Below are 20,073 nucleotides of genomic sequence, written 5' to 3'. Positions count from 1 at the left end.
CGCCACAATCCATCACATATAATAATGGGGAGCCCAACCATGACAGAAAAGAAAACCTATACCGGGGCCTGCCTGTGCGGCGCTGTGTCCGTGGCCGCCGTGCTGGACAAACCCACGATGGGAGCGTGCCATTGCGGCATGTGCCGCAAATGGACGGGCGGGCCGCTGATGGCTGTGGAATGCCACGATCGCGTTACATGGACAGGCGAAGACAAAATCGGCGTCTATGATTCATCCGATTGGGCCCAACGCGGTTTCTGCAAGACATGCGGCACGCATTTATTTTACCGCTTGAAAGATCGCCCCTTCTACGCCCTGCCCGCCGGATTGTTGGACGACATGAAAAATTTCGTTTTCGACCACCAGGTCTTTATCGACGAAAAACCCACGAATTACAGTTTCGCCAACGCCACAGACAATTTAACGGGCGCAGAAGTGTTTGCGAAGGCGGAGGCGTAATCGCTGCCCCGTCTTCGCGCGGGACACGATTACAACCCACCCACCAACGTATATTTCACCGTCACGAAATCTTCGACACCGTAATGGGACCCTTCACGGCCCATGCCGGATTCTTTGACGCCGCCGAAGGGGGCGACTTCGGTGGAGAGGATGGGTTCGTTGATCGCGACCATGCCATATTCCAGTGATTCGGCCACGCGGAAGGCCTGAGCCAGGTCGTTGGTGTAGAAATAAGAGGCCAGACCAAACCGCGTGTCATTGGCCAGCGCAATGGCATCGGCCTCGTCCGTAAATCGGAACAGGCCCGCGACGGGGCCAAATGTTTCTTCGTTGTTCAGCAGCATATCCGGTGTCATGTTGGTCAGCACCGTGGGTTCAAAGAACAACGGGCCCGCATCATGCGTATTGCCACCGCAAACCAGTTTGGCCCCACGCGCCACAGCGTCGGCGACATGGGTTTTGACCTTTTCAATACCGTCTTCGTTGATCAGCGGGCCGATTTGTACACCATCCTTGTCCCCCGATCCCACCGACAGGGCCGCAACCTTGGCCGTCAGTTTTTTGGCAAATTCATCGTACACACCGTCCTGCACATAAATGCGGTTGGCGCAGACACAAGTTTGTCCGGCATTGCGGAATTTGCACGCCATCGCGCCATCGACCGCGCGATCGATATTGGCGGAATCAAAAACAATAAACGGCGCATTGCCCCCCAGTTCCAGCGACACACGTTTCACGGTGCTGGATGATTGGCGCATCAAGATTTTTCCCACCTCGGTCGACCCGGTGAAGGAAATTTTCCGCACGTCCGGGTGCGTGGTCAGGACTTCGCCAATCGCCGGAGCAGAGGCGTAGGAGCCCGTGACAATATTGATGACCCCGGGCGGGAACCCCGCGGCTTCGGCCAGCACAGCCAGCGCGAGGGCAGAGAGCGGCGTATCTTCCGCCGGTTTCAAAACCACCGTGCATCCGGCGGCCAGTGCCGGGGCAATTTTGCGCGTGATCATAGCACAGGGAAAATTCCACGGCGTGATGGCACCGACCACACCAATCGGTTCCTTCGTCACCATGATGCGGGCATCAGTTTTATGCGAGGGGATGGTGTCGCCGTAAATGCGCTTGCCTTCCTCCGCAAACCATTCGACGAAGGACGCGCCGTAGATGATTTCGCCGCGCGCCTCAGCCAGCGGCTTGCCCTGCTCCGCCGTCAAGAGCGCGGCCAGCGCATCGGCGTGTTCCACAATCAGATTGAACCAGGCACGCATGATATTCGCGCGATCCTTGGCCGTGCGTTTGCGCCAGGCGGGCATGGCATCCTTCGCCGCCGCGATTGCCGCAACCGTTTCATCCGCGCCCATGTCGGGCACAGTACCAATGACCGCCCCCGTCGCCGGGTTGGTCACGGCAAAAATACGGTCCGAATGCGCGGGCGACCACTGGCCATTGATAAAGGCGCGGTCCCTGATAAAATCGGCGTAGGATGCGGACATGGTTTTCAATCTCCCTCTGGTCACATTCGCCAAGGATAGGGGGTGGTTTTAACCCTGTCCACACAAGATCAACCACACACCAACAGGACCCCGTTTATGATAACCCGCCGCGACCTTCTCCTGCTGCCTGCCTGTATTCTGAGCCTGCCGCTTTTGGGGGCGCTGGTTGGTTTTGCCACGCGACCTGGTGTGGATGGATGGTATCAAAGCGCGGTCAGATCCGCCCTGACACCGCCGGATTATGTGTTCGGCATTGTGTGGTCTGTGCTGTACCTGTTGATGGGGTTTTATCTGTGGCGAATCGCACGGCGTGCACCTGATGATTCGCGCCGCTTCCTGCTGCGCCTGTTCATCGCGCAATTGATCGCCAATCTGGCGTGGAGTTTTATTTTCTTCCAGATGCAGGCTTTATGGCTGGCCGTGGTCTGGATTGTCGGGCTGATTGCGGCTGTAGGCGTGTTGATCAAACAGACATACAAACTGGATCGCTGGGCGGCGCTGGCGTTGGTACCGCTTTTGGCGTGGATGAGTTTTGCCTTGTATCTCAGCACCTTCATCGCATGGCACCTTACTTAAGCGTTTGTTAATACACGGAATTTCATTGCTTTTTGCGACGCAGGCTTGGATTGCGTCTTTTGCCGCATGCCGTAAATGTGTAAACTGTCAGGTATAGTTTTTTGATTCGCCCCGAATTTTATAGCGTATTTTTATCGGGTATTTTTATCAGGCATCGTTATGGCATTCAGATTCGATAAATTAAGCGTCCTGATCGCGGAAGATACAGTGCCGATGCAGAAATTGATGGCATCGGTTCTGGAATCGCTGGGCGTTGGATATATCTACACCGCATCCGATGGCAACCGCGCCTTCGAACAATTTCAGCGTTTCAACACCGACATTGTCATCGCCGATTGGCACATGACCCCGGCATCGGGAATCGACCTGACGCGCGAAATCCGCACCAGCACATTATCACCCAACCGCATGGCCCCGATCATTCTGGTCACCGGATATAGCGCATTGGCCCGCGTGGCCGAGGCCCGGGATGCGGGCGTGACCGAATTTCTGGTCAAACCGTTTTCCGCCAACGATATCGCCAAGCGCATCGCGCACGTGATTAACAAACCGCGCGATTTCATCGATTGCACCGGATATTTCGGACCCGATCGCCGCCGCCGCGTGATGCCGGATTTCAAGGGCCCGTATCGCCGTTTTGGCGAAAGCCAGCAAAACGCCAGCAAATCGGCATAATTTCTTCTCGCGTTTCTTTACTGCGTATCTGATTTTTTAAACGGGTTGTAAAGAGAACATGATGAACAGCGAACAATCAAAAGCCCGCGTGATCAAGGCAAACCTGAATCTTCAGGCCAAGGTCGGCACCGGCACGATTAGCGAAGAAAAAGTCCAGACCATGCAAACGGCGCTGGAGAATAACAAGATCGATTTCGCCCCTATGGCGGCGCAATTTCTGACCCAACTGGAAGTCGCTATATCCGCCGCCCGCATCGGCGAAGGCGACGTGAATATCCTGATCAAGAACATGACCGAGCCGGTGATGCAGATTAAGGGCAACGCCGCCATGTTCAATTATAAAATGGTCAGCAACCTGGCGAACGTCGTTTTAAATTTTCTGGAGAACATCGAAAAAATAGACAGCATCGTTCTGGATATCGTCGATGCACATCACAAAACGCTGAACATCCTGATCAAGAACAAGATGTCGGGTGATGGTGGTGCGTATGGCGTGCAATTGGAATCCGAATTGCGCGATGCGTGCAAACGCTATTTCACCAAAAAAGTCGGGGCAATCCCAACGGCGGATGGATATTTCGTCGGATAAGAAAAAAGCCACAACGAAAATGCAACATCAAGGCATCGTCGCATCAATTCTGCCCCAGGCATATTCAACACGCCCATCCCTGATAAAAAGAACAAGCTCGTAAGTGGCATTAATACGCCAAAACCGACGAATGCTGGGACCCCGTATCGCATAAATAAATTTATCGAACCCTTTGTCCTCAACATCCCATTGCTCGCTCTTGATTGCCATTTCTTTTGGATCATCAATAACGTTCACGATGTGGAATTTATTATTCCGCAGAAGCTCCAAGGCCTGATCCGTATCTGCGCAACATGATTTTATATATTCAGAAATGGCAGCGGAGCGTAAATCGCTAGCTGTGGGTGCCGATTTTCCATCACCCAGCGGATATTTTTTCTCATAAAGGGAAAGCAATATTGCCTGTCGCTGCCCCACTATATCTGCGGGGCGTGTTGGGGACAGCCATACCGCCGCCCCCACCAACACAAACAGGGCAGCAAAAATAAAAAAGAACTTTTTCATTTTCACCCCCAACGGTACACCAACGTTAAAAGCGCAATCTTTTCACAGATTGAATTTGCGGCAAGGCCGACAACGCCGCGAACAGTTCATCCGATACATCGTTATCAATTGATACCAACGCCACAGCGCTGTTCCCGCCCGGGACGCGGCCCAGACGGAAATCGGCAATGTTGACCTTGGCATTGCCCAGCATCGTACCCACCGCGCCAATTAGGCCCGGCGTGTCATCGTTACGGATGAACAGCACACGACCCGATAAAGCCGCTTCCACTGGGACATTTTCAATGTCCATGATGCGCGGCTCTTTCCCGGCGAACAACGTTCCGGTAACGGCATGATCACCCTTCTCCGTCGTCACGATCAAACGCAATGCCGTGTGGAAATCCGGGCAATCGGTGCTGTGCGTATCGGATACGGCGATGCCGCGTGATTTTGCTACTTGCGGCGCATTGACCATGTTGACCCCATCCAATGTCGCGCGCAAAACCGCGGCCAGAATAAGGGCGCTGAGCGGTTTTGTGTTCAGGGACGCCGCATCACCCATAAATTCAATGGCGATTTTCGTGATGGCCCCATCGGCAATCTGCCCCACCAGCGCGCCCATTTGTTCGGCCAGCTTCATATAGGGTTTCAGGCGTGGTGCATCTTCCGCACTGATGGATGGCATGTTTACGGCGTTGGACACCGCGCCATTCAGCAGGAAGTCGGACATTTGTTCCGCCACCTGAATGGCCACGTTCACTTGGGCTTCCGTCGTCGATGCGCCCAGATGCGGAGTGCAAATGACATTGGCATGGCCGAAGAGCGGGTTGGCGGTTGCGGGCTCTTCCTCGAACACATCCAAGGCGGCGCCGGCGACATGGCCGGAATCCAACGCGGCCTTCAAATCAGCCTCAACAATCAATCCGCCACGGGCGCAGTTGATAATGCGCACGCCCTTCTTGGTTTTGGCCAAGGCCACCGCATCCAAAATGTTGCGCGTCTGATCGGTCAGTGGTGTGTGCAACGTGATGAAATCGGCCCGGGTCAGCAGCGCATCCAGATCCACCTTCTCCACCCCCAGATCGCGGGCGCGATCATCGGTCAGGAAGGGATCAAAGGCGATAACCCGCATTTGCAGGCCCAGAGCACGCGACGCCACAATGGACCCGATATTGCCGCACCCGATCACACCCAGTGTTTTGCCGTACAATTCAACGCCCATGAATTTTGATTTTTCCCATTTTCCGGCATGGGTGGATTCATTGGCCTGCGGAATCTGGCGGGCCAGCGCAAACATCATGGCAATGGCATGTTCGGCGGTGGTAATGGAGTTACCGAACGGCGTATTCATCACCACGATCCCGGCATTGGTTGCCGCCGGGACATCAATGGTATCAACGCCAATCCCGGCCCGACCAATGATTTTCAAACGCGGACCCGCCACGCCAATCGCATCGGCCTTGACCTTGGTCGCGGACCGCACGGCCAGACCATCATATTCGCCAATGATAGCGCTCAGCTCTTCGGGCGACAGACCCGGTTTCACATCAACATCAATTTTATTGTCTTTAAAAATCTGCGCGGCAACCGCGTCCATTTTGTCGGCAATCAAAACCTTTGGCATTTTCACACTCCTCTATGTCTTAGTTTTTATTTTTTGTTTGCGTATACGCCCAATCCAGCCATGGCAACAACGCCGCCACATCGGATTGTTCCACCGTCGCCCCGCACCAGATGCGCAGGCCCGCGGGCGCATCGCGGTGCCCCGCCGTGTCATAGGCGATGCCGTCTTTTTCCAGCAATTTCGTCATGGATTTGACAAACGCCTGACGCGCTTCGTCATCCAATGCAGTAAAGGCCGGATCGGTAATGGCCAGACACACAGATGTTTTGGAACGGTACGATTCATCCACCGCCAGAAAATCAATCCAGTCGGTTTTGGCGACCCAGTCCTTGATCGTCTGGTAATTGGCTTCGACCCGCTTGATCATCGCGGGCAGACCGCCAATAGATTCCGCCCATTTCAGGGCATCCAAACAATCTTCCACGGCCAGCATCGACGGGGTGTTGATGGTTTCGCCCACGAACACGCCATCAATCAATTTGCCGTTATTCACCAGACGGAAAATTTTCGGCAACGGACGATCCGGCGTGTAGGTCAGCAACCGTTCGACCGCACGCGGGGACAGAACGATCATGCCGTGCGCGGCTTCACCGCCCAACACCTTCTGCCATGACCATGTGACAACATCCAGTTTGTCCCACGGCAGATCATAGGCAAACACGGCGGATGTTGCATCACAGATGGTTAAACCTTCGCGGTCCGCAGGAATCCAGTCGCCGTTCGGCACACGCACACCACCCGTGGTGCCGTTCCATGTAAAGACGATATCGCGCGCCCCATCAACGGCGGACAGGTCAGGCAGCGACCCGAACGGCGCCTTCATCACGCGGGTGTCGGCAATTTTCAATTGGGTTGTGATGTCCTTGATCCAGTCCAGACCAAATACTTCCCACCCCAGCACATCGACACCGCGTTGACCCAGCAGAGACCACAGCGCCATTTCCACCGCACCCGTATCGGATGCGGCCACAATCGCCACGCGGTAATCCGCCGGAATGTTCAGAATTTTGCGGTGCTGTTCAATGACCGCGTTCAGGCGGTTTTTCCCCTCGGCCGCGCGGTGGGACCGGCCCAGAAACGCGCCCGACAGATGGTCCAGCGACCAGCCAGGGCGCTTGGCGCAAGGACCGGATGAAAAACACGGGTTTGCAGGACGGTTAGATGGTTGTGCGGTCATGGTGGGGCCCTCCTGAAAACGGTTTAAAAAACCGGATAAGTATGAGCCTTCCGCCGTTTTTTGCAACTGCGAAGCACCCGATTCGATGTTTCTTTTCACCCTTTAATATTCGTTAACCAATTTCGCTTAAGGTTAGGGCAAGCAGAGAATTTTTGGGCGGACTTTTAATAACGAAAGATCATTGTCATGGTGAATGTTGAATTCAAAAATGCGCGCACCTTTAAACCGACGCTGGACGGCCTGAAAACCGAAGCCACGCCGCATACGCGCAGCATGAGCAATGAGGGTTTAACCGCCATGCGCGATATCCTGAGCCAGAGCGGTCTGGATGCCCGCAATTTCGAACACAAGGTCAAACAGGCCACAGCACACGAAGCCGCCGCCGAGATGACCGCGCAAAACGCAAGCGGCCCGTCGGCTGCGCCGTCACTGACCCCGTTCAAGCCGGGCCGATAAACATGGACAAGAATAGAATTCGAAGAGGCCATCAGGATTTATAGATACCTCCAGTTTCACAAAATCCCGTGATTGTGCATTTTTCGGATACGCGCCCCTTCCCCAAGGAGAGGGGCGCGGTTATTTTATAGGCCATGCGTTTTGTTCTGACCCTCATTGCATCTGACCACCCCCTCACCCCGGCCCATCTGGCGGGGGTGATGCGCTATTGCGACTCACAGGGTTTACCCGTGACGGCGGGGCCGCGCTGGCTGGATCAACACAAGGCGGCGGATATCCTGCTACAGCAACGCCCGAACCCGGATCACATGCGCACCTTGCGCGAAGCGTTAATGACGGACCGGATTGATGTGCTGGTCGTGAATGCGGAAACGCGCCGCAAGAAAATCATGCTGGCCGATATGGATTCCACGATCATCACGGGGGAAACGCTGGATGATCTGGCCGCGCTGGTCGGAAAACATGACGAGGTCGCCGCCATCACAGCCGCCGCCATGAATGGCACCATCGGATTTCGTGAGGCGTTAGAGCAGCGCATGGCGTTGCTGGCGGGCGTCAGTGAATTTCAACTGCATCAGACATTAAACGCCATGCAATTATCACCTGGGGCCGAATATCTGGTCGCCGGAATGCGGCAGATTGGGGCGATTACCGTTTTGGTCTCCAGCGGTTTTACATTCTTCACCGGCGGCATTTCCCAACGTGTCGGTTTTACCCAGCATCATGGGAATGTATTGGACATGCAGGACGGTGCGCTGACGGGACGCATTCTGGACCCGGTTTTGGACAAGGCCGCCAAGCTGCATTTCCTGAATCACTATGTCGAGCAATTGGGCATCACGGCCGATGATGTTTTGGCCATTGGTGATGGATCGAATGATATTCCCATGTTGCAGGCCGCAGGGTTGGGTATTGGCTATCATCCCAAGCAAGCCGTGGCGGAAGCCGTGGACAATCTGATCCTGCACGGCGACCTGAGCGCGGCTTTGTACGCGCAGGGTTTGATCCCCAGGGCCTGATCCCAAAGACATAATATATTGAATTTACAAAGCTTTAAGCTTTTACAGGCATGGTTTACCATGATGGGGCGCAATCCGCGCCTCCCGCCTATCCATCCACGATTCGGAATAATTCATCATGACTGCCGAAAAAAAGACGCCCGGAAAAAACAGAGTTGATTACCCGTTGGTGTTTTCCGACGATGAATTGGACGCGCTGATCCATCGGTATTGCCGTGACTTCACGCAATTGGCGCGCGAAGGGAAATTCGACCCGATCACCGGACGTGATGATGAAATTCAGCAGATGGTTCTGATCCTGCTGCAAAAGGGACGGAAGAACGCCGCGCTGCAAGCGCCCGCAGGTGTTGGTAAAACCGCGTTGGTGGCCGGCCTCGCACAGCAAATTATTGCGGGCACCGTGCCCGATTATCTGAAAGACGCCCGCGTTCTGGAACTCGATCTGGCCGCCATGGCCGCTGGCACATCCGGTCCAGCGGAATTCCAAGGCCGCTTTATTCCAATTTGCCGCGGCATTGCCGAGCGTTATCGGTTCGAAGAATATCCGAAAACCATTCTGTTTATTGACGAAATGCACACCATCATGCCGACCTGTGACGGATCGGCGTATAAGGGCTTATCGGAAGTTTTGAAGCCTTACCTGACGGCTGGCGACCTGCACGTCATTGGCGCGACAACATTGGACGAATTCCGGATTTTCGTGGCCATCGACCCCGCCATGGATCGCCGATTCCAGAAAATCCCGCTGCGCATCCCGAATGCGGAGGAGACATTCAATATTCTGATGAATCTGAAAGGCGGATATGAACGCCACCATCACATTACGGTGGAACCGGAATCATTGCGCCGAATTATCAAGTTGACCGATGAACATATGCGCAAACGATACCAGCCGGATAAATCCATTATCGTGATGGATGCGGCCATGGCATTGCACGTTTTGCATCACGGGCGCGGCGGTGTTCTGGACGACAAATCCATCACCTATATCGTGTCGAAAGAATCAGGGCTGCACGCCGGGGCGCTTTAAGCCTTGGGCTTTAAAACATTGACCAAAACATCCTGCGCCGTTTGCATGGTGTGATCGACGAAATCGGGCAATTCCACTGGTTCGCGGCCATGATGCAGGAAAATTGTGGTCATACCCATTTCATGCGGGATGCGCAGATTGTCCAGCGTGTCTTCCACCATCACCACCGCTTCCGGATTTTTGTTGATGGATGACAACGCCATTTCAAAGGGCTTACGGCTTTTGGCCTTGCTTTCAAAATCGTAATTTTCATACGCGAAAACGCGCGGATCCGGGAACCAGGGTTGTAATTCCAGATGTCCCAGAACCTTCAACGCCCACACGCGCGACCCGTGCGTAATCAGTGCATGGTCTGTCTGCACCGACGCGAACAAATCGCGCGTTTCATGGTTTTTCGCAATCACCGTTTCATCAATATATTCATGGAAACGATGGTGCAAGTCGAGCCGGTTCAGGCCGTAATCCTGCAAAAACCGATACCCGCTGAACCCGTGATCAACATAGGATTGATGCGCCATCGTCACCGCTTCGTCCAGCGGCAACGCCACGCCCAGCGACAACGCCGCGCGCGCAACCGCATGATTGAACGCATGTTCAATCATCGTATCCAGACGATACAACGTATTATCCAGGTCCCAGAGGACGCCGGAAATATCGCGTTCAATGATGGGGGCTTTCGGTTTTATCAGCATGGCCTTACTTTACGCATTGATAGATTTTGAAGACGCCACCTTCATATAATTTATTCACGGCGGAAAAAAGGCGCATTAAGTCTGCCTCGTATCCCAGATGGGCATTGGCGACCATGACCAGTGTACCATTTTTGCGCAAGGCGTCGTGCGCGCGGGCGATAAAGGCCCGGCCCAGATCGTGGCTTTCCCGCGCGCCCGTATGAAACGGCGGGTTCATGACAATAAAATCCAGCCCCGTCAGGCCAGATCCGGATGGAATATCAACATGATGGCCACAAAAACGTGGGCCATCGGATTGCATATTGGCCCCGGCGGCCGCGACCGCGCGCGAATCCGCATCCAGCCCGTGCAGGCATGTTACGCGCGCACAGCGATCCAACACCGCGCGGGATAAAAACCCATATCCACATCCAAAATCCGCACCCACACCGGACAAATCGGCGGGCAAATGATCGCACAACAGGGCGGAACCAGCATCGACACGATCCCAACTGAACAAGCCGGGACAGGTGGTCATGCCCGTATCGGGATGAACGCGAAAATCACCATGCGCCAGCCAATCGCGCGGAACATCGACGTCATTTTTTATGACGCGCACAATACGACATTTGGCCTTGGATGATTCCGATATATCTAAGCCGGCATCGCGCAACACCGGACCCAATCTCGCCCCGCCGGCATCATTGGCCGCAACGGCAATCAAGTCGCCACCGGTGCTTAACACACGCCACCCCGCCGCCAGAAGATACTGCATTTCATCCATCTGTTTTGGTGTGTGAACAATCACGCGATCAAACGTGGCGTCGGCCGGAACATCCCCGCGCACGGCATAACCCAGCGCGCGCAACCGCGCCGCCGGACCCGCCCAATATTGCACCATGGTCGTGATCGCCGCCGGGAACAGTGAATCATCGACATCGCCGTCGAAACCGATGGCCAGCACCGCAGCCCCCGTCCCAACGGGCGGGAACAGGTCAGACTTCAAACCATGCGACAGGGCAACAAGGATAGGATTTTCATGTTTCATACGGGCAATTTAGCGTAAATACCCGCACGGAAGGAGAAAAAAATCTACATATCGGCCACGGCCAGGGACCCGTTGGTGATCAAATCATCAACACTGGCCCCGCCAAACCCACCGACAATGGTGGCCAAACGATCAAAATTACCATCACCGCTGGCGCTGACATACACATCCGTATCCGTGCCATTCGCGACCAATTGGATAAAATCGTCGGCGTCATCAACGCCGTGATCATATCCGGACAAAATGTCGCGAATATCAATAAAATCCCCTTCGCCACGGTTAAAATCATGGATGACGTTGTCCGTTGCCCCGGTTTGAAAATCAAACCAGTCCGCGCCAGCGCCGCCATACAGATCATTTTCGTCACCATCGATTGTGATGTGATCGTCGTCCGCGCCTGCATCCAGCGTGTTGCGATTGCCGGAAATGGTAATATCGTCTTCGCCGCCATAGGTGTTCATGACGTTATCGTCGCCATAAACGGCATGCCAGCCTTCGACATCATCGGCATTGATGGTGTTGTTATTGCCGGACACGCTGACGTAATAACTGCCCATATTATGGCCCGGATCGCTGCCGCCGGTTTCAATTGTGTTGTTGTCGCCACGCACAACGATGCGGTCGCTGGATTCACCACCATCAATCGTATTGTTATTACCAGAAACGTAATAAAGATCGTTCCCATCGCCGGATTGAACGATATTGTTATCGCCATAAACTTCGATGCTGTTATTGCCATTTCCAGCATCGACAAGCCCGTCGCTGGTCAGCGCGATAATAAAATCCGTCCCGTCATCCCCGTAAATCGCATAGGTTCCGGCAGGCGGCACAGCCGCATACGGATCAAAGGTGCTGGCATCGATGGTGCTGGTAAAAACAGCACCATCCCACGAATATTCCTGCCCCGGCAGATGATCGAAATAAAACCGCGCCGGGCCGTAAAAAGGACTACCCACAGGATTCAGATTCGTCACCGTGCCTATATGCAGATTTGAAATAAAATCATGCCCAGCGGTTCCATTGATCGTAAAGTCATAGGATGGCGGTGGTGGCGACCCGCCATCACCAGATCCAGCATCCGGCGCGGGCCGGAACAGATCCGCTGGGCGAAATCCCTGTCCTGCGGTCAAATCAAATGACGATACTGATATGAACGAACCAGAGTTAAAATCATCATCAATGATGACACCCAGCGCAAAAAGATCATCGTCATACAATGCAGAAATGGTGGGAGCCGTGCTCTGAAACCCAAACCCTTCATTCACCGGTGCCGCCGGTTTTGGTGTCGGCACGACTGTGGATGATGATTTCAATGTATCAATAATCGCCGGCCCATCCTCCACCGCCGCATCCTCTGCGGGCGAGGCGCGATCATCTGGAATGGTAACAGGAAAGACTTCGACATCATCCGCGGCGGCGGCGTTCGTATCGTCAGCCGGAGCTGCCTCATTCGAGGCTGCCGCGATCTGCGTCTCCGCACTATCAACAGAAGGATTATTGTCTTTGGAAACAGCGTGAGGATCGATACGCATACCCGGACCACCAACACAGAATACTCGTTACATTAGAATTTAATGATAAATCGGTGATGGTTAAAACTTTATGAGAATACGATCTATATCGCTCCACCCTAACCTTTAGACTTGTGCTGTCGCATACCAAAGGCGCACCCAGAAAAAACCGCGACGGGGCCCCTTACCCCCCATCGCGGTTCGCTGATTTGTCGTTGCACACAATGACCGGATGCTTCCCCTTTGCGCCCTCCGGATATAAAACCGGTCATCCCACGTTGATTACACTGCTGTCTGGGCGGCCACGATGGCCCCACCATCCAGCAAATCCTGAACGCTGGCGCCGCCAACACCGCCGACAATGACGGCCACGCGGTCAAACGCGCCACCACTGTCCCCATCGGCGTTGACATACAGATCCACGTTGGATCCGTTTTGCACAAACTTCAGGAAATCCGTTATATCGTCGACCCCCGCATCATAGCCGGACAGGATATCGGAGATATCCAGCACATCGCCTTCGCTGGCCTTGAAATCATGCACGGTGTCAACGAAGCCATCCATGTTGTCGAACACGAATGTGTCTGCGCCCTGGCCGCCATACAGATGGTCCGATCCCGTTCCGCCATTCAGCACGTCATTGCCAAACCCGCCATACAGCGTGTCATTTCCGGCATCACCGTACAGAATATCATCATCGGGGCGCAGAATGGTTTCAACCACCTGTGTTTCCACCTGCAGATCAACGATCACGTCATTGAAGTCGGCGTCGCCCAGATGGTCCTGATCCTCGAACCCCAAGCGCAAAGTGGTGTTATCCCCCGCATTGGCCAGTCCCGTAATCACGTGGATATTGTCATCACGGTTCAGGGAGCTGGATCCATCGCTGGCCGAGGAGTGATAGATGGTGCCCGCGATCAATTTGTCTGTCGTCCCATCACTCCAGATCAGGGATACATTGTCACCGTCGTCGGTAACCTTGGCCAGACGCTGGTCTGCCTGCCCGTAATTGTAATAGAAGTTCAGCGTGCCGGTGTTCATATCAATGCCGCCATAACCACCATTGGCATTGTATCCGTTGGCAATCATAAACAGGCCGATTTGCACACCCACCGCCCCAGATACTTCAAATTCGTGGCTGGTGCCTGATGCCGTGGCCCGGGCGTTCATAAAGGCGAAATCGGCATTGCGGATGGTACCATCCGGGTCCACCGTGTAAACACCAACCGTATTTTTATATCCCGCATCGGTGGACACGAATTTCAACGTGGCGGTTGTTGTGAAGGTCACAATGGTTTCACCGGACGGATACCCCAGATAAGCCTGTTGTTGCGGCGTGATCTGTACCCCTTCATTCAAGGTCGGGAAACTGTGCGTAACCGTGAAGAATTTTTCGTAGGTGGACACGGTATGGTACTCGGCCTCGGTATCGCTGCGGCTGCCGCCATAGATGATATCATCGCCATTACCACCACGCAGGTAATCGCTGCCCCAGCCGCCATAAATTTTATCAAGGCCACCGCCGCCATCGACAATATCATTGCCGTCCAGCGCAAAAATCGTGTCGTTGCCGTTGTTGGACCAGATGATGTCACCCGACCCACCGCCATCAATCGCCACGTTGCCGTATTGGATTTCCGCATCGGCCAGAACAATCACATCGCCACCATCACCGGCGATAATCTGTTCAATATTTTTCAGGGTCTGATCGCCGTCGGCGTCTTTGATCAACAGCATGTCGCCATGCTCGCTCATCAACAGGGCATCGGTGCCGCCCAGCCCGTCATAGGCCGCGTTGTTCACCTTGTACACATCGTTGATGTTGACGGTTTCACCGGTATAGGGGTTGGTCAGAGTCATGGTCATGTGTTGCAGGTCCCCCTGCATCACCATGAAATCCCCACTGGCTGTACCCGTAAAGACTGTATCCGCCATACCCGACGCTTTCGCCCCCGCACACACTGATGTCCGTTTGTTTTGCGGCCGGACCCACGGCCTGACGGATCATACGATGGCACCCTTGTCCCCCGACCGGGCGCACCGATGGTTAAGAATAGCGCAGAATCGGTTAAATTTTTATGTAAAGACTTACTAAACTATCCCTTCGTATTGATCCAATGGGGTTTTCCCTGTCCGCGCCCCACCACCTAAAAACGCCCAAAAGCTTGACGCGCCGCGGTAACAGGCAGATATAAGGTCCATCATGCGTTCAGAAACCGATACCACCGACAACACCGCGTCATCCGCCACCGCCAACCCCCTGCACGGGCGGGGCCGGCATGGCGATCTGACCAGCGGACCGGTCCAGGCGCATCTGGTGCGGTTATCGGTGCCGATGATCTGGGGCATTCTGGCCATCGTGGCATCACAGCTGGTCAACACGTTTTACATTTCGATGATCAGCCCCGCCCATCTGGCCGCGATCAGCTTCACCTTCCCCGTGACCATGACGGTTCTCAGCCTGATTATCGGGCTGGGCATTGGTATGTCATCCGTGGTGTCGCGCGCGATTGGTGAAGGCAACCATGACACCGTCGTCCGCCTGTCCAGCCACGGTTTGATTCTGGCCGTCATTGCGGGCGTGATCATGGCGCTGGTCGGTCATGCCATCATGGAACCGTTGTTCCGCGCCATGGGGGCCACCGATGACATGATGCCAATGGTGCTGGATTACATGGGCCTGTGGTTTGCGGGCATTGTGTTCATCACGGTGCCGATGGTTGGCAATTCCGCCATTCGTGCCACGGGCGACACACTGACCCCGGCCCTGATCATGATGGGCACCACGGCCTTTCTGGTTATTCTGGACCCCTTGCTCATCTTCGGGCTATTTGGCCTGCCGCGTATGGAAATGCACGGGGCCGCACTGGCCACCATCATATCCTATGGGGTCTCCATGCTTGTGGCGCTGTGGATCCTGAAATACAAAAAACGCATTATTTTTCAGGATGGCCTGCACCTCGATCAATTCGGCGACTCGGCCCGCCGGCTGTTGTTCATCGCCCTGCCCGCCGGCATTACCAGCACGATTCAGCCCATGACCAGCGGCGTTTTAACCGCCATTCTGGCGCAAAGCGGCACCCATGCCGTGGCGGCGTTTGGCGTGGCCACGCGGGTTGAGGCCTTTGCCTTCATTGTCATTATGGCGCTGGCCACTGGAATGTCGCCGATCCTGGGCCAGAATTGGGGCGCACGCCGGTTCGACCGCGTGCATGAAACATTGCGCCTGGCCATTCGCTTCTGCGTCTTGTGGTCGGTGGCGGTTGCCGCCATTCTGATGATTGGTGCGTATCCGCTGGCCGGATTATTTTCCACCGATGCGGAAACGGTGCGGATGACCGCGCTGTATTTCCTGATTGTGCCGTTCAGCTATGCCGCCGGAAATCTGGTGCCCGGCTGGTCCAGCGCGTTTAATGCCATTGGCCTGCCGCAGCGATCGGCGGCGATGATTGGCGTAAAAATGATCATCGTGCAAATTCCGCTGGCGTTTATTGGCAATCATTTCTTTGGCGTGATCGGGGTCTTTGCCTCTATCGCCATCGCCAATATTGGCACGGGACTGTATTACCACTGGCGCAACAAACAGCACATGACGACCGCCGAGCTGGCGCACAGTCCCGCTTAATCTGACCCCTTCAGGATCTTTTCAATCCCACGCGCGGCATGCCGCGCGGTGGCGAATGTCGCCTGCAGCAAATACCCGCCCGTTGGGGCTTCCCAATCCAGCATTTCACCGGCGACAAAGACACCGGGAACAACGTTCAGCATCAGATCATCATTAACCGCGTTACGGGCAACGCCCCCGGCCGATGAAATCGCGCGCGCAAGACCAAAGGGTGCCGACAGCGTTAATGGCAAAGCCTTGATCAACGTGGCCAGCATGATGGGGGACAGGGTGCTGACTTCATCCCCGCCCAGTTCGCGCAGCAACGCCGCCGCAAGTGGCGACAACCCACCCGCTTTCTTCATATGCGTCGAAAAAGACGCCCGCCCCCGTTGCGCGGAAAGACGCCGTGCCAGATCCTCCAGCGCAATACCGGGGCGCAGATCAATATGCACAGTTGTTTGCCCATCCCGTTCGACCGCGTCACGGATCGAGGCGGAGAGCGCATAAATCACACCACCCTCCACACCACGCTCATGGCTTTTGGCTGCGATCATCATTTCACCCGGGACGCGGCGCGCATTATGGGTCAGCGTGATGGATTTCAATGGCTGGCCCGCAAAGCGGTCCGCAAAATGATCCGACCACAGATGCGTGAAACCGGAATTGGCCGAACGGAACGGTGTGATGCCAACACCCCGATTGCGCAGGATATCAACCCAGCCAGCATCCGACCCCAGCTTTGGCCACGATGCCCCGCCCAGTGCCAGCAGGGCCGCGTCGGCATGCGCAATAACCGACGCACCATTTTTATCTGTGAAGATCAATGCGCCCGCGTCGTTCCACCCCGCCCAGTGATGATTGAAATGCACGGTCACACCCAAATCATCCAGCCGCGCCTGCCACGCGCGCAACAACGGCGACGCCTTGAAACTGCGCGGGAACACGCGCCCGCTGGACCCGACAAACGTCTCCTGACCCAACCCCTCGCACCAGGCCCGCAGGTCGGACGGCGTAAAAGCCCGCACCATCGGCCCCACCCAATCCGCCGCCGTGCCGTAACGCGCAATGAATGATTCCAAATCCTCGGAATGGGTCAGATTCAGGCCCCCGCGTCCAGCCATCAAAAACTTCCGCGCCAGGGTTGGTTTATGGTCATAAACATGCACGGCATACCCGGCCCCCGCCAGATACTCCGCCGCAAACAACCCCGCCGGGCCGCCGCCGATAATGGCGATATTTTTATATTTCTGTACCATCCGCTAATCCATACAGGAACCCGTGAATACCTGTCCAGCCGCAACGCAGGGGCCTGAAACTGTGACTTGATGCGAACGGCCCCGCGTTTTAAACTGCCCCGCACACAGGAAAGGGAACATCATGGACCAATTGATCGCAGGATATCGCCGTTTTCGTGAAACCGGATGGCCGGAACGCAAACGTATTTTCCGGCAGCTGGCCGAACGCGGGCAAAAGCCGCGCGCCCTGATCGTGTCGTGTGTCGACAGCCGTGTCGACCCGACCATGATTTTTGATTGCGGTCCCGGTGAAATTTTGATCGTACGCAATGTCGCCAACCTGGTGCCGCCTTATGCACCGGACACCGCTTATCACGGCACCAGTGCCGCGCTGGAATTTGGTATTCGCGTGCTGGAAATTCCGCATTTGATCGTGCTGGGCCATGGCATGTGCGGTGGCGTTAGCGCCCTGCTGAACGGCGCGCCGGCGCATGCGCAGGATTTCGTTGCACCATGGATGCAGATTGCCGAATCCGCGCGCATCAAAACAACAGACATTCCCGATGCCACAGAACGCCAGACCTGCTGTGAACATGAAGTGATCAAAGTTTCACTCGAAAACCTGATGACCTTCCCCTGGATTGCCGAACGCGTGACCCAGGGTACACTCAGCCTGCACGGCGCGTGGTACGCGATTGAATCCGGCGTGCTGGAAACACTGCAAGCGGACGGCACCTTCCAGCCCGTCGCCTGAACGACGCCCGACACAACAGATCAACATGTTGAAAAACATGCAAAAAACCACGCATTTACGGCTTCCTTAACCGCCTGTGCAATACTTCTTTCGATACGTTCGAAAGAAGGAATCTGTCTATGTACCGCCGCCTTTTGTGTGTTCTGATCGGCCTGTGCGTAATGGGCCTGTGCGCCATGGCCATGGCACATCCGGCCCGCGCGCAGGATGATGCGGACACGACCGTCCGGCAATTGCCCGTGGAATTAAAACCCAGCAAGGGTGATTTGGACACAATGGTAGAGCGCACAGTGATCCGCGTGCTTGTGCCCTATAGCCGCACGCTGTACACCGTCGATATGGGCAAGGAAGACGGTCTGTCCGTGCGGATGGTGCAGGAATTTTCCAAATACGTCTCCCAGAAGCTCAATAAGGAGGGCGCCCCGCCCGTCACCGTCGCGCTGATCGCGACGCCACGCGAGCGGCTTTTAAGTGAGCTGAATGCTGGCAAGGGGGACATTGCCCTTGGCAACATCACCATCACCGCGAAACGCCAGAAGATCGTCAATTTCACCCATCCGGTGGCCAAGCCGTTCAACATGATCCTTGTCGCACACAAGGATGCGCCGCCATTGACCACGTTGGACGATCTGGCGGGAAAGACCGTGTATGCGCATGACGCCACATCCTATCGTGCCGCGCTCGAAGATTTGAACAAGCGCTTCCGCAAAAACCACCTCAAGAAAGTCAAAATCGAGGATCTGCCCGACAATCTGGAGGATGAGGACATGCTGGACATGGTCAATGCCGGCATCCTGCCCTACAGCGTCATTGATGGATGGCTGTTTGATATGTGGCGGAAACAATTGCCTGATGTTGTGGCCTACGAAGATCCGGCCATGGTCCTATCCGCCAAAGATGAAATTGGCTGGGCGTACCGGAAAAATAACCCGCAACTGGGTGAATTTCTCAATGGCTTTATTGATGACGTGCTGATCGGTCAGGGCATCACAAACATTATCGCCAAACAGATCGCCCACCGCATCGCCACGCTGGACAATCCCAACAAGGCCGAAGCGCGCCAGCGCTTTCAGGATACGGTCGCCCTGTTCCGCACCTATGGTCATGATTACAATTTTGATTACCTGATGCTGATGGCACAGGGGTATCAGGAATCACGCCTTGATCAGAAAACAATCAGCCCCGTCGGCGCCATCGGCATCATGCAAGTGATGCCCGCAACGGGGAAACAGATGAATGTCGGCGACATCAAAGTGACCGAAAATAACATTCACGCCGGGACCAAATATCTGGATTACGTCATGGATGTGTATCTGGATGATTCAAATCTGGACGAACAAAATCGGGCGCTGTTCGCCTTCGCCGCCTATAACGCCGGGCCCAATCGCATCCAAAAACTGCGCGACGAGGCCAAAGAGGCCGGATTGGATCCGAATAAATGGCTGGGGAATGTCGAACATATCGCCGCCAAGCGCGTCGGCATGGAGCCGGTGAATTATGTGCGCAACATCTACAAATACTATGTCAGCTACAAGCTGATCCAGGCGCAGGAAGAAGACCGCCGCCGTGCAATCCGATTCCTGAGCGACTGAAGCAAAGGGTCTTGACTCATATACCCCCTGTGGGTATATAATACCCCTAGAGGGTATTATAGAAAGGACCATAT

Annotated in this window: 19 protein-coding genes; 10 read left to right on the top strand and 9 right to left on the bottom strand. The window is 55.1% G+C overall.

Annotation, left to right across the window (positions count from 1 at the left end; all coding sequences use genetic code 11):
- Positions 1-39 precede the first annotated feature (39 nt).
- On the top strand, positions 40-459 hold the full coding sequence (locus tag MICA_RS00480; protein WP_014101676.1) for a GFA family protein: 420 nt from the start codon (positions 40-42) through the stop codon (positions 457-459).
- A 29-nt stretch (positions 460-488) separates the two neighbouring features.
- Here MICA_RS00480 and MICA_RS00475 read toward each other — a convergent pair whose 3' ends face one another.
- On the bottom strand, positions 489-1,949 hold the full coding sequence (locus MICA_RS00475) for an NAD-dependent succinate-semialdehyde dehydrogenase (protein WP_014101675.1): 1,461 nt from the start codon (positions 1,947-1,949) through the stop codon (positions 489-491).
- Between the two features lie 96 nt (positions 1,950-2,045).
- Here MICA_RS00475 and MICA_RS00470 point away from each other — a divergent pair, with 96 nt between their 5' ends.
- The 3 genes from MICA_RS00470 to MICA_RS00460 all read left to right on the top strand — a co-directional run bounded on the left by MICA_RS00470 (position 2,046) and on the right by MICA_RS00460 (position 3,789).
- Complete coding sequence (locus tag MICA_RS00470; protein WP_049782069.1) at positions 2,046-2,525, top strand: TspO/MBR family protein; 480 nt, start codon at positions 2,046-2,048, stop codon at positions 2,523-2,525.
- 159 nt (positions 2,526-2,684) lie between these two features.
- Complete coding sequence (locus MICA_RS00465; protein WP_014101673.1) at positions 2,685-3,200, top strand: response regulator; 516 nt, start codon at positions 2,685-2,687, stop codon at positions 3,198-3,200.
- A gap of 58 nt (positions 3,201-3,258) precedes the next feature.
- A complete protein-coding gene (locus MICA_RS00460; protein ID WP_236619922.1) occupies positions 3,259-3,789 on the top strand; it encodes a hypothetical protein in 531 nt (176 codons plus the stop codon).
- Positions 3,790-3,816: 27 nt separating this feature from the next.
- Here MICA_RS00460 and MICA_RS00455 read toward each other — a convergent pair whose 3' ends face one another.
- The 3 genes from MICA_RS00455 to MICA_RS00445 are packed head-to-tail and all read right to left on the bottom strand — an operon-like array spanning position 3,817 to position 7,076.
- Complete coding sequence (locus MICA_RS00455; RefSeq protein WP_014101671.1) at positions 3,817-4,293, bottom strand: hypothetical protein; 477 nt, start codon at positions 4,291-4,293, stop codon at positions 3,817-3,819.
- A gap of 25 nt (positions 4,294-4,318) precedes the next feature.
- Complete coding sequence (gene serA / locus MICA_RS00450) at positions 4,319-5,899, bottom strand: phosphoglycerate dehydrogenase (RefSeq protein ID WP_014101670.1); 1,581 nt, start codon at positions 5,897-5,899, stop codon at positions 4,319-4,321.
- A 19-nt stretch (positions 5,900-5,918) separates the two neighbouring features.
- Positions 5,919-7,076: a phosphoserine transaminase gene (locus MICA_RS00445; protein ID WP_014101669.1), complete on the bottom strand. Its 1,158-nt coding sequence runs from the start codon at positions 7,074-7,076 to the stop codon at positions 5,919-5,921.
- Positions 7,077-7,262: 186 nt separating this feature from the next.
- Between MICA_RS00445 and MICA_RS00440 the strand changes: the two genes are divergently transcribed.
- The 3 genes from MICA_RS00440 (at position 7,263) to MICA_RS00430 (ending at position 9,581) form a co-directional block, all read left to right on the top strand.
- Positions 7,263-7,532 (top strand): hypothetical protein, encoded by a 270-nt coding sequence (locus MICA_RS00440; RefSeq protein ID WP_014101668.1) that lies wholly within the window; start codon positions 7,263-7,265, stop codon positions 7,530-7,532.
- A 134-nt stretch (positions 7,533-7,666) separates the two neighbouring features.
- A complete protein-coding gene (serB, locus tag MICA_RS00435) occupies positions 7,667-8,551 on the top strand; it encodes a phosphoserine phosphatase SerB (RefSeq protein ID WP_014101667.1) in 885 nt (294 codons plus the stop codon).
- A 118-nt stretch (positions 8,552-8,669) separates the two neighbouring features.
- Positions 8,670-9,581 (top strand): AAA family ATPase, encoded by a 912-nt coding sequence (locus MICA_RS00430; protein ID WP_014101666.1) that lies wholly within the window; start codon positions 8,670-8,672, stop codon positions 9,579-9,581.
- Here MICA_RS00430 and MICA_RS00425 read toward each other — a convergent pair.
- The 4 genes from MICA_RS00425 to MICA_RS00410 all read right to left on the bottom strand — a co-directional run bounded on the left by MICA_RS00425 (position 9,578) and on the right by MICA_RS00410 (position 14,746).
- Entirely contained in the window at positions 9,578-10,273 is a 696-nt protein-coding gene (locus tag MICA_RS00425; RefSeq protein WP_014101665.1) for an HAD family hydrolase, read from the bottom strand. The two genes, MICA_RS00430 and MICA_RS00425, sit on opposite strands and share 4 nt — an antisense overlap.
- 4 nt (positions 10,274-10,277) lie before the next feature.
- Positions 10,278-11,300, bottom strand: coding sequence for a methyltransferase (locus MICA_RS00420; protein ID WP_014101664.1), 1,023 nt, complete (start codon positions 11,298-11,300; stop codon positions 10,278-10,280).
- A 44-nt stretch (positions 11,301-11,344) separates the two neighbouring features.
- The gene (locus tag MICA_RS00415) at positions 11,345-12,832 is read right to left on the bottom strand and encodes a type I secretion C-terminal target domain-containing protein (protein ID WP_014101663.1); all 1,488 of its coding nucleotides are present in this window, start codon (positions 12,830-12,832) and stop codon (positions 11,345-11,347) included.
- A gap of 261 nt (positions 12,833-13,093) precedes the next feature.
- Positions 13,094-14,746 (bottom strand): calcium-binding protein, encoded by a 1,653-nt coding sequence (locus MICA_RS00410; RefSeq protein WP_041793695.1) that lies wholly within the window; start codon positions 14,744-14,746, stop codon positions 13,094-13,096.
- Positions 14,747-15,014: 268 nt separating this feature from the next.
- On the opposite strand from MICA_RS00410, the gene MICA_RS00405 reads away from it, so the two are divergent.
- Positions 15,015-16,436, top strand: coding sequence for an MATE family efflux transporter (locus MICA_RS00405; RefSeq protein WP_014101661.1), 1,422 nt, complete (start codon positions 15,015-15,017; stop codon positions 16,434-16,436).
- On the opposite strand, the gene MICA_RS00400 is transcribed toward MICA_RS00405, so the two are convergent.
- Complete coding sequence (locus MICA_RS00400) at positions 16,433-17,674, bottom strand: TIGR03862 family flavoprotein (RefSeq protein ID WP_014101660.1); 1,242 nt, start codon at positions 17,672-17,674, stop codon at positions 16,433-16,435. The two genes, MICA_RS00405 and MICA_RS00400, sit on opposite strands and share 4 nt — an antisense overlap.
- 121 nt (positions 17,675-17,795) lie before the next feature.
- On the opposite strand from MICA_RS00400, the gene MICA_RS00395 reads away from it, so the two are divergent.
- A complete protein-coding gene (locus MICA_RS00395) occupies positions 17,796-18,407 on the top strand; it encodes a carbonic anhydrase (protein ID WP_014101659.1) in 612 nt (203 codons plus the stop codon).
- A gap of 119 nt (positions 18,408-18,526) precedes the next feature.
- Positions 18,527-19,999, top strand: coding sequence for an MltF family protein (locus MICA_RS00390; RefSeq protein WP_014101658.1), 1,473 nt, complete (start codon positions 18,527-18,529; stop codon positions 19,997-19,999).
- Positions 20,000-20,073 lie beyond the last annotated feature (74 nt).

It is taken from the genome of Micavibrio aeruginosavorus ARL-13, assembly GCF_000226315.1.
Classification (GTDB): Bacteria; Pseudomonadota; Alphaproteobacteria; order Micavibrionales; family Micavibrionaceae; genus Micavibrio; species Micavibrio aeruginosavorus_B.
This window is presented reverse-complemented; position numbering and strand designations above follow the sequence as displayed.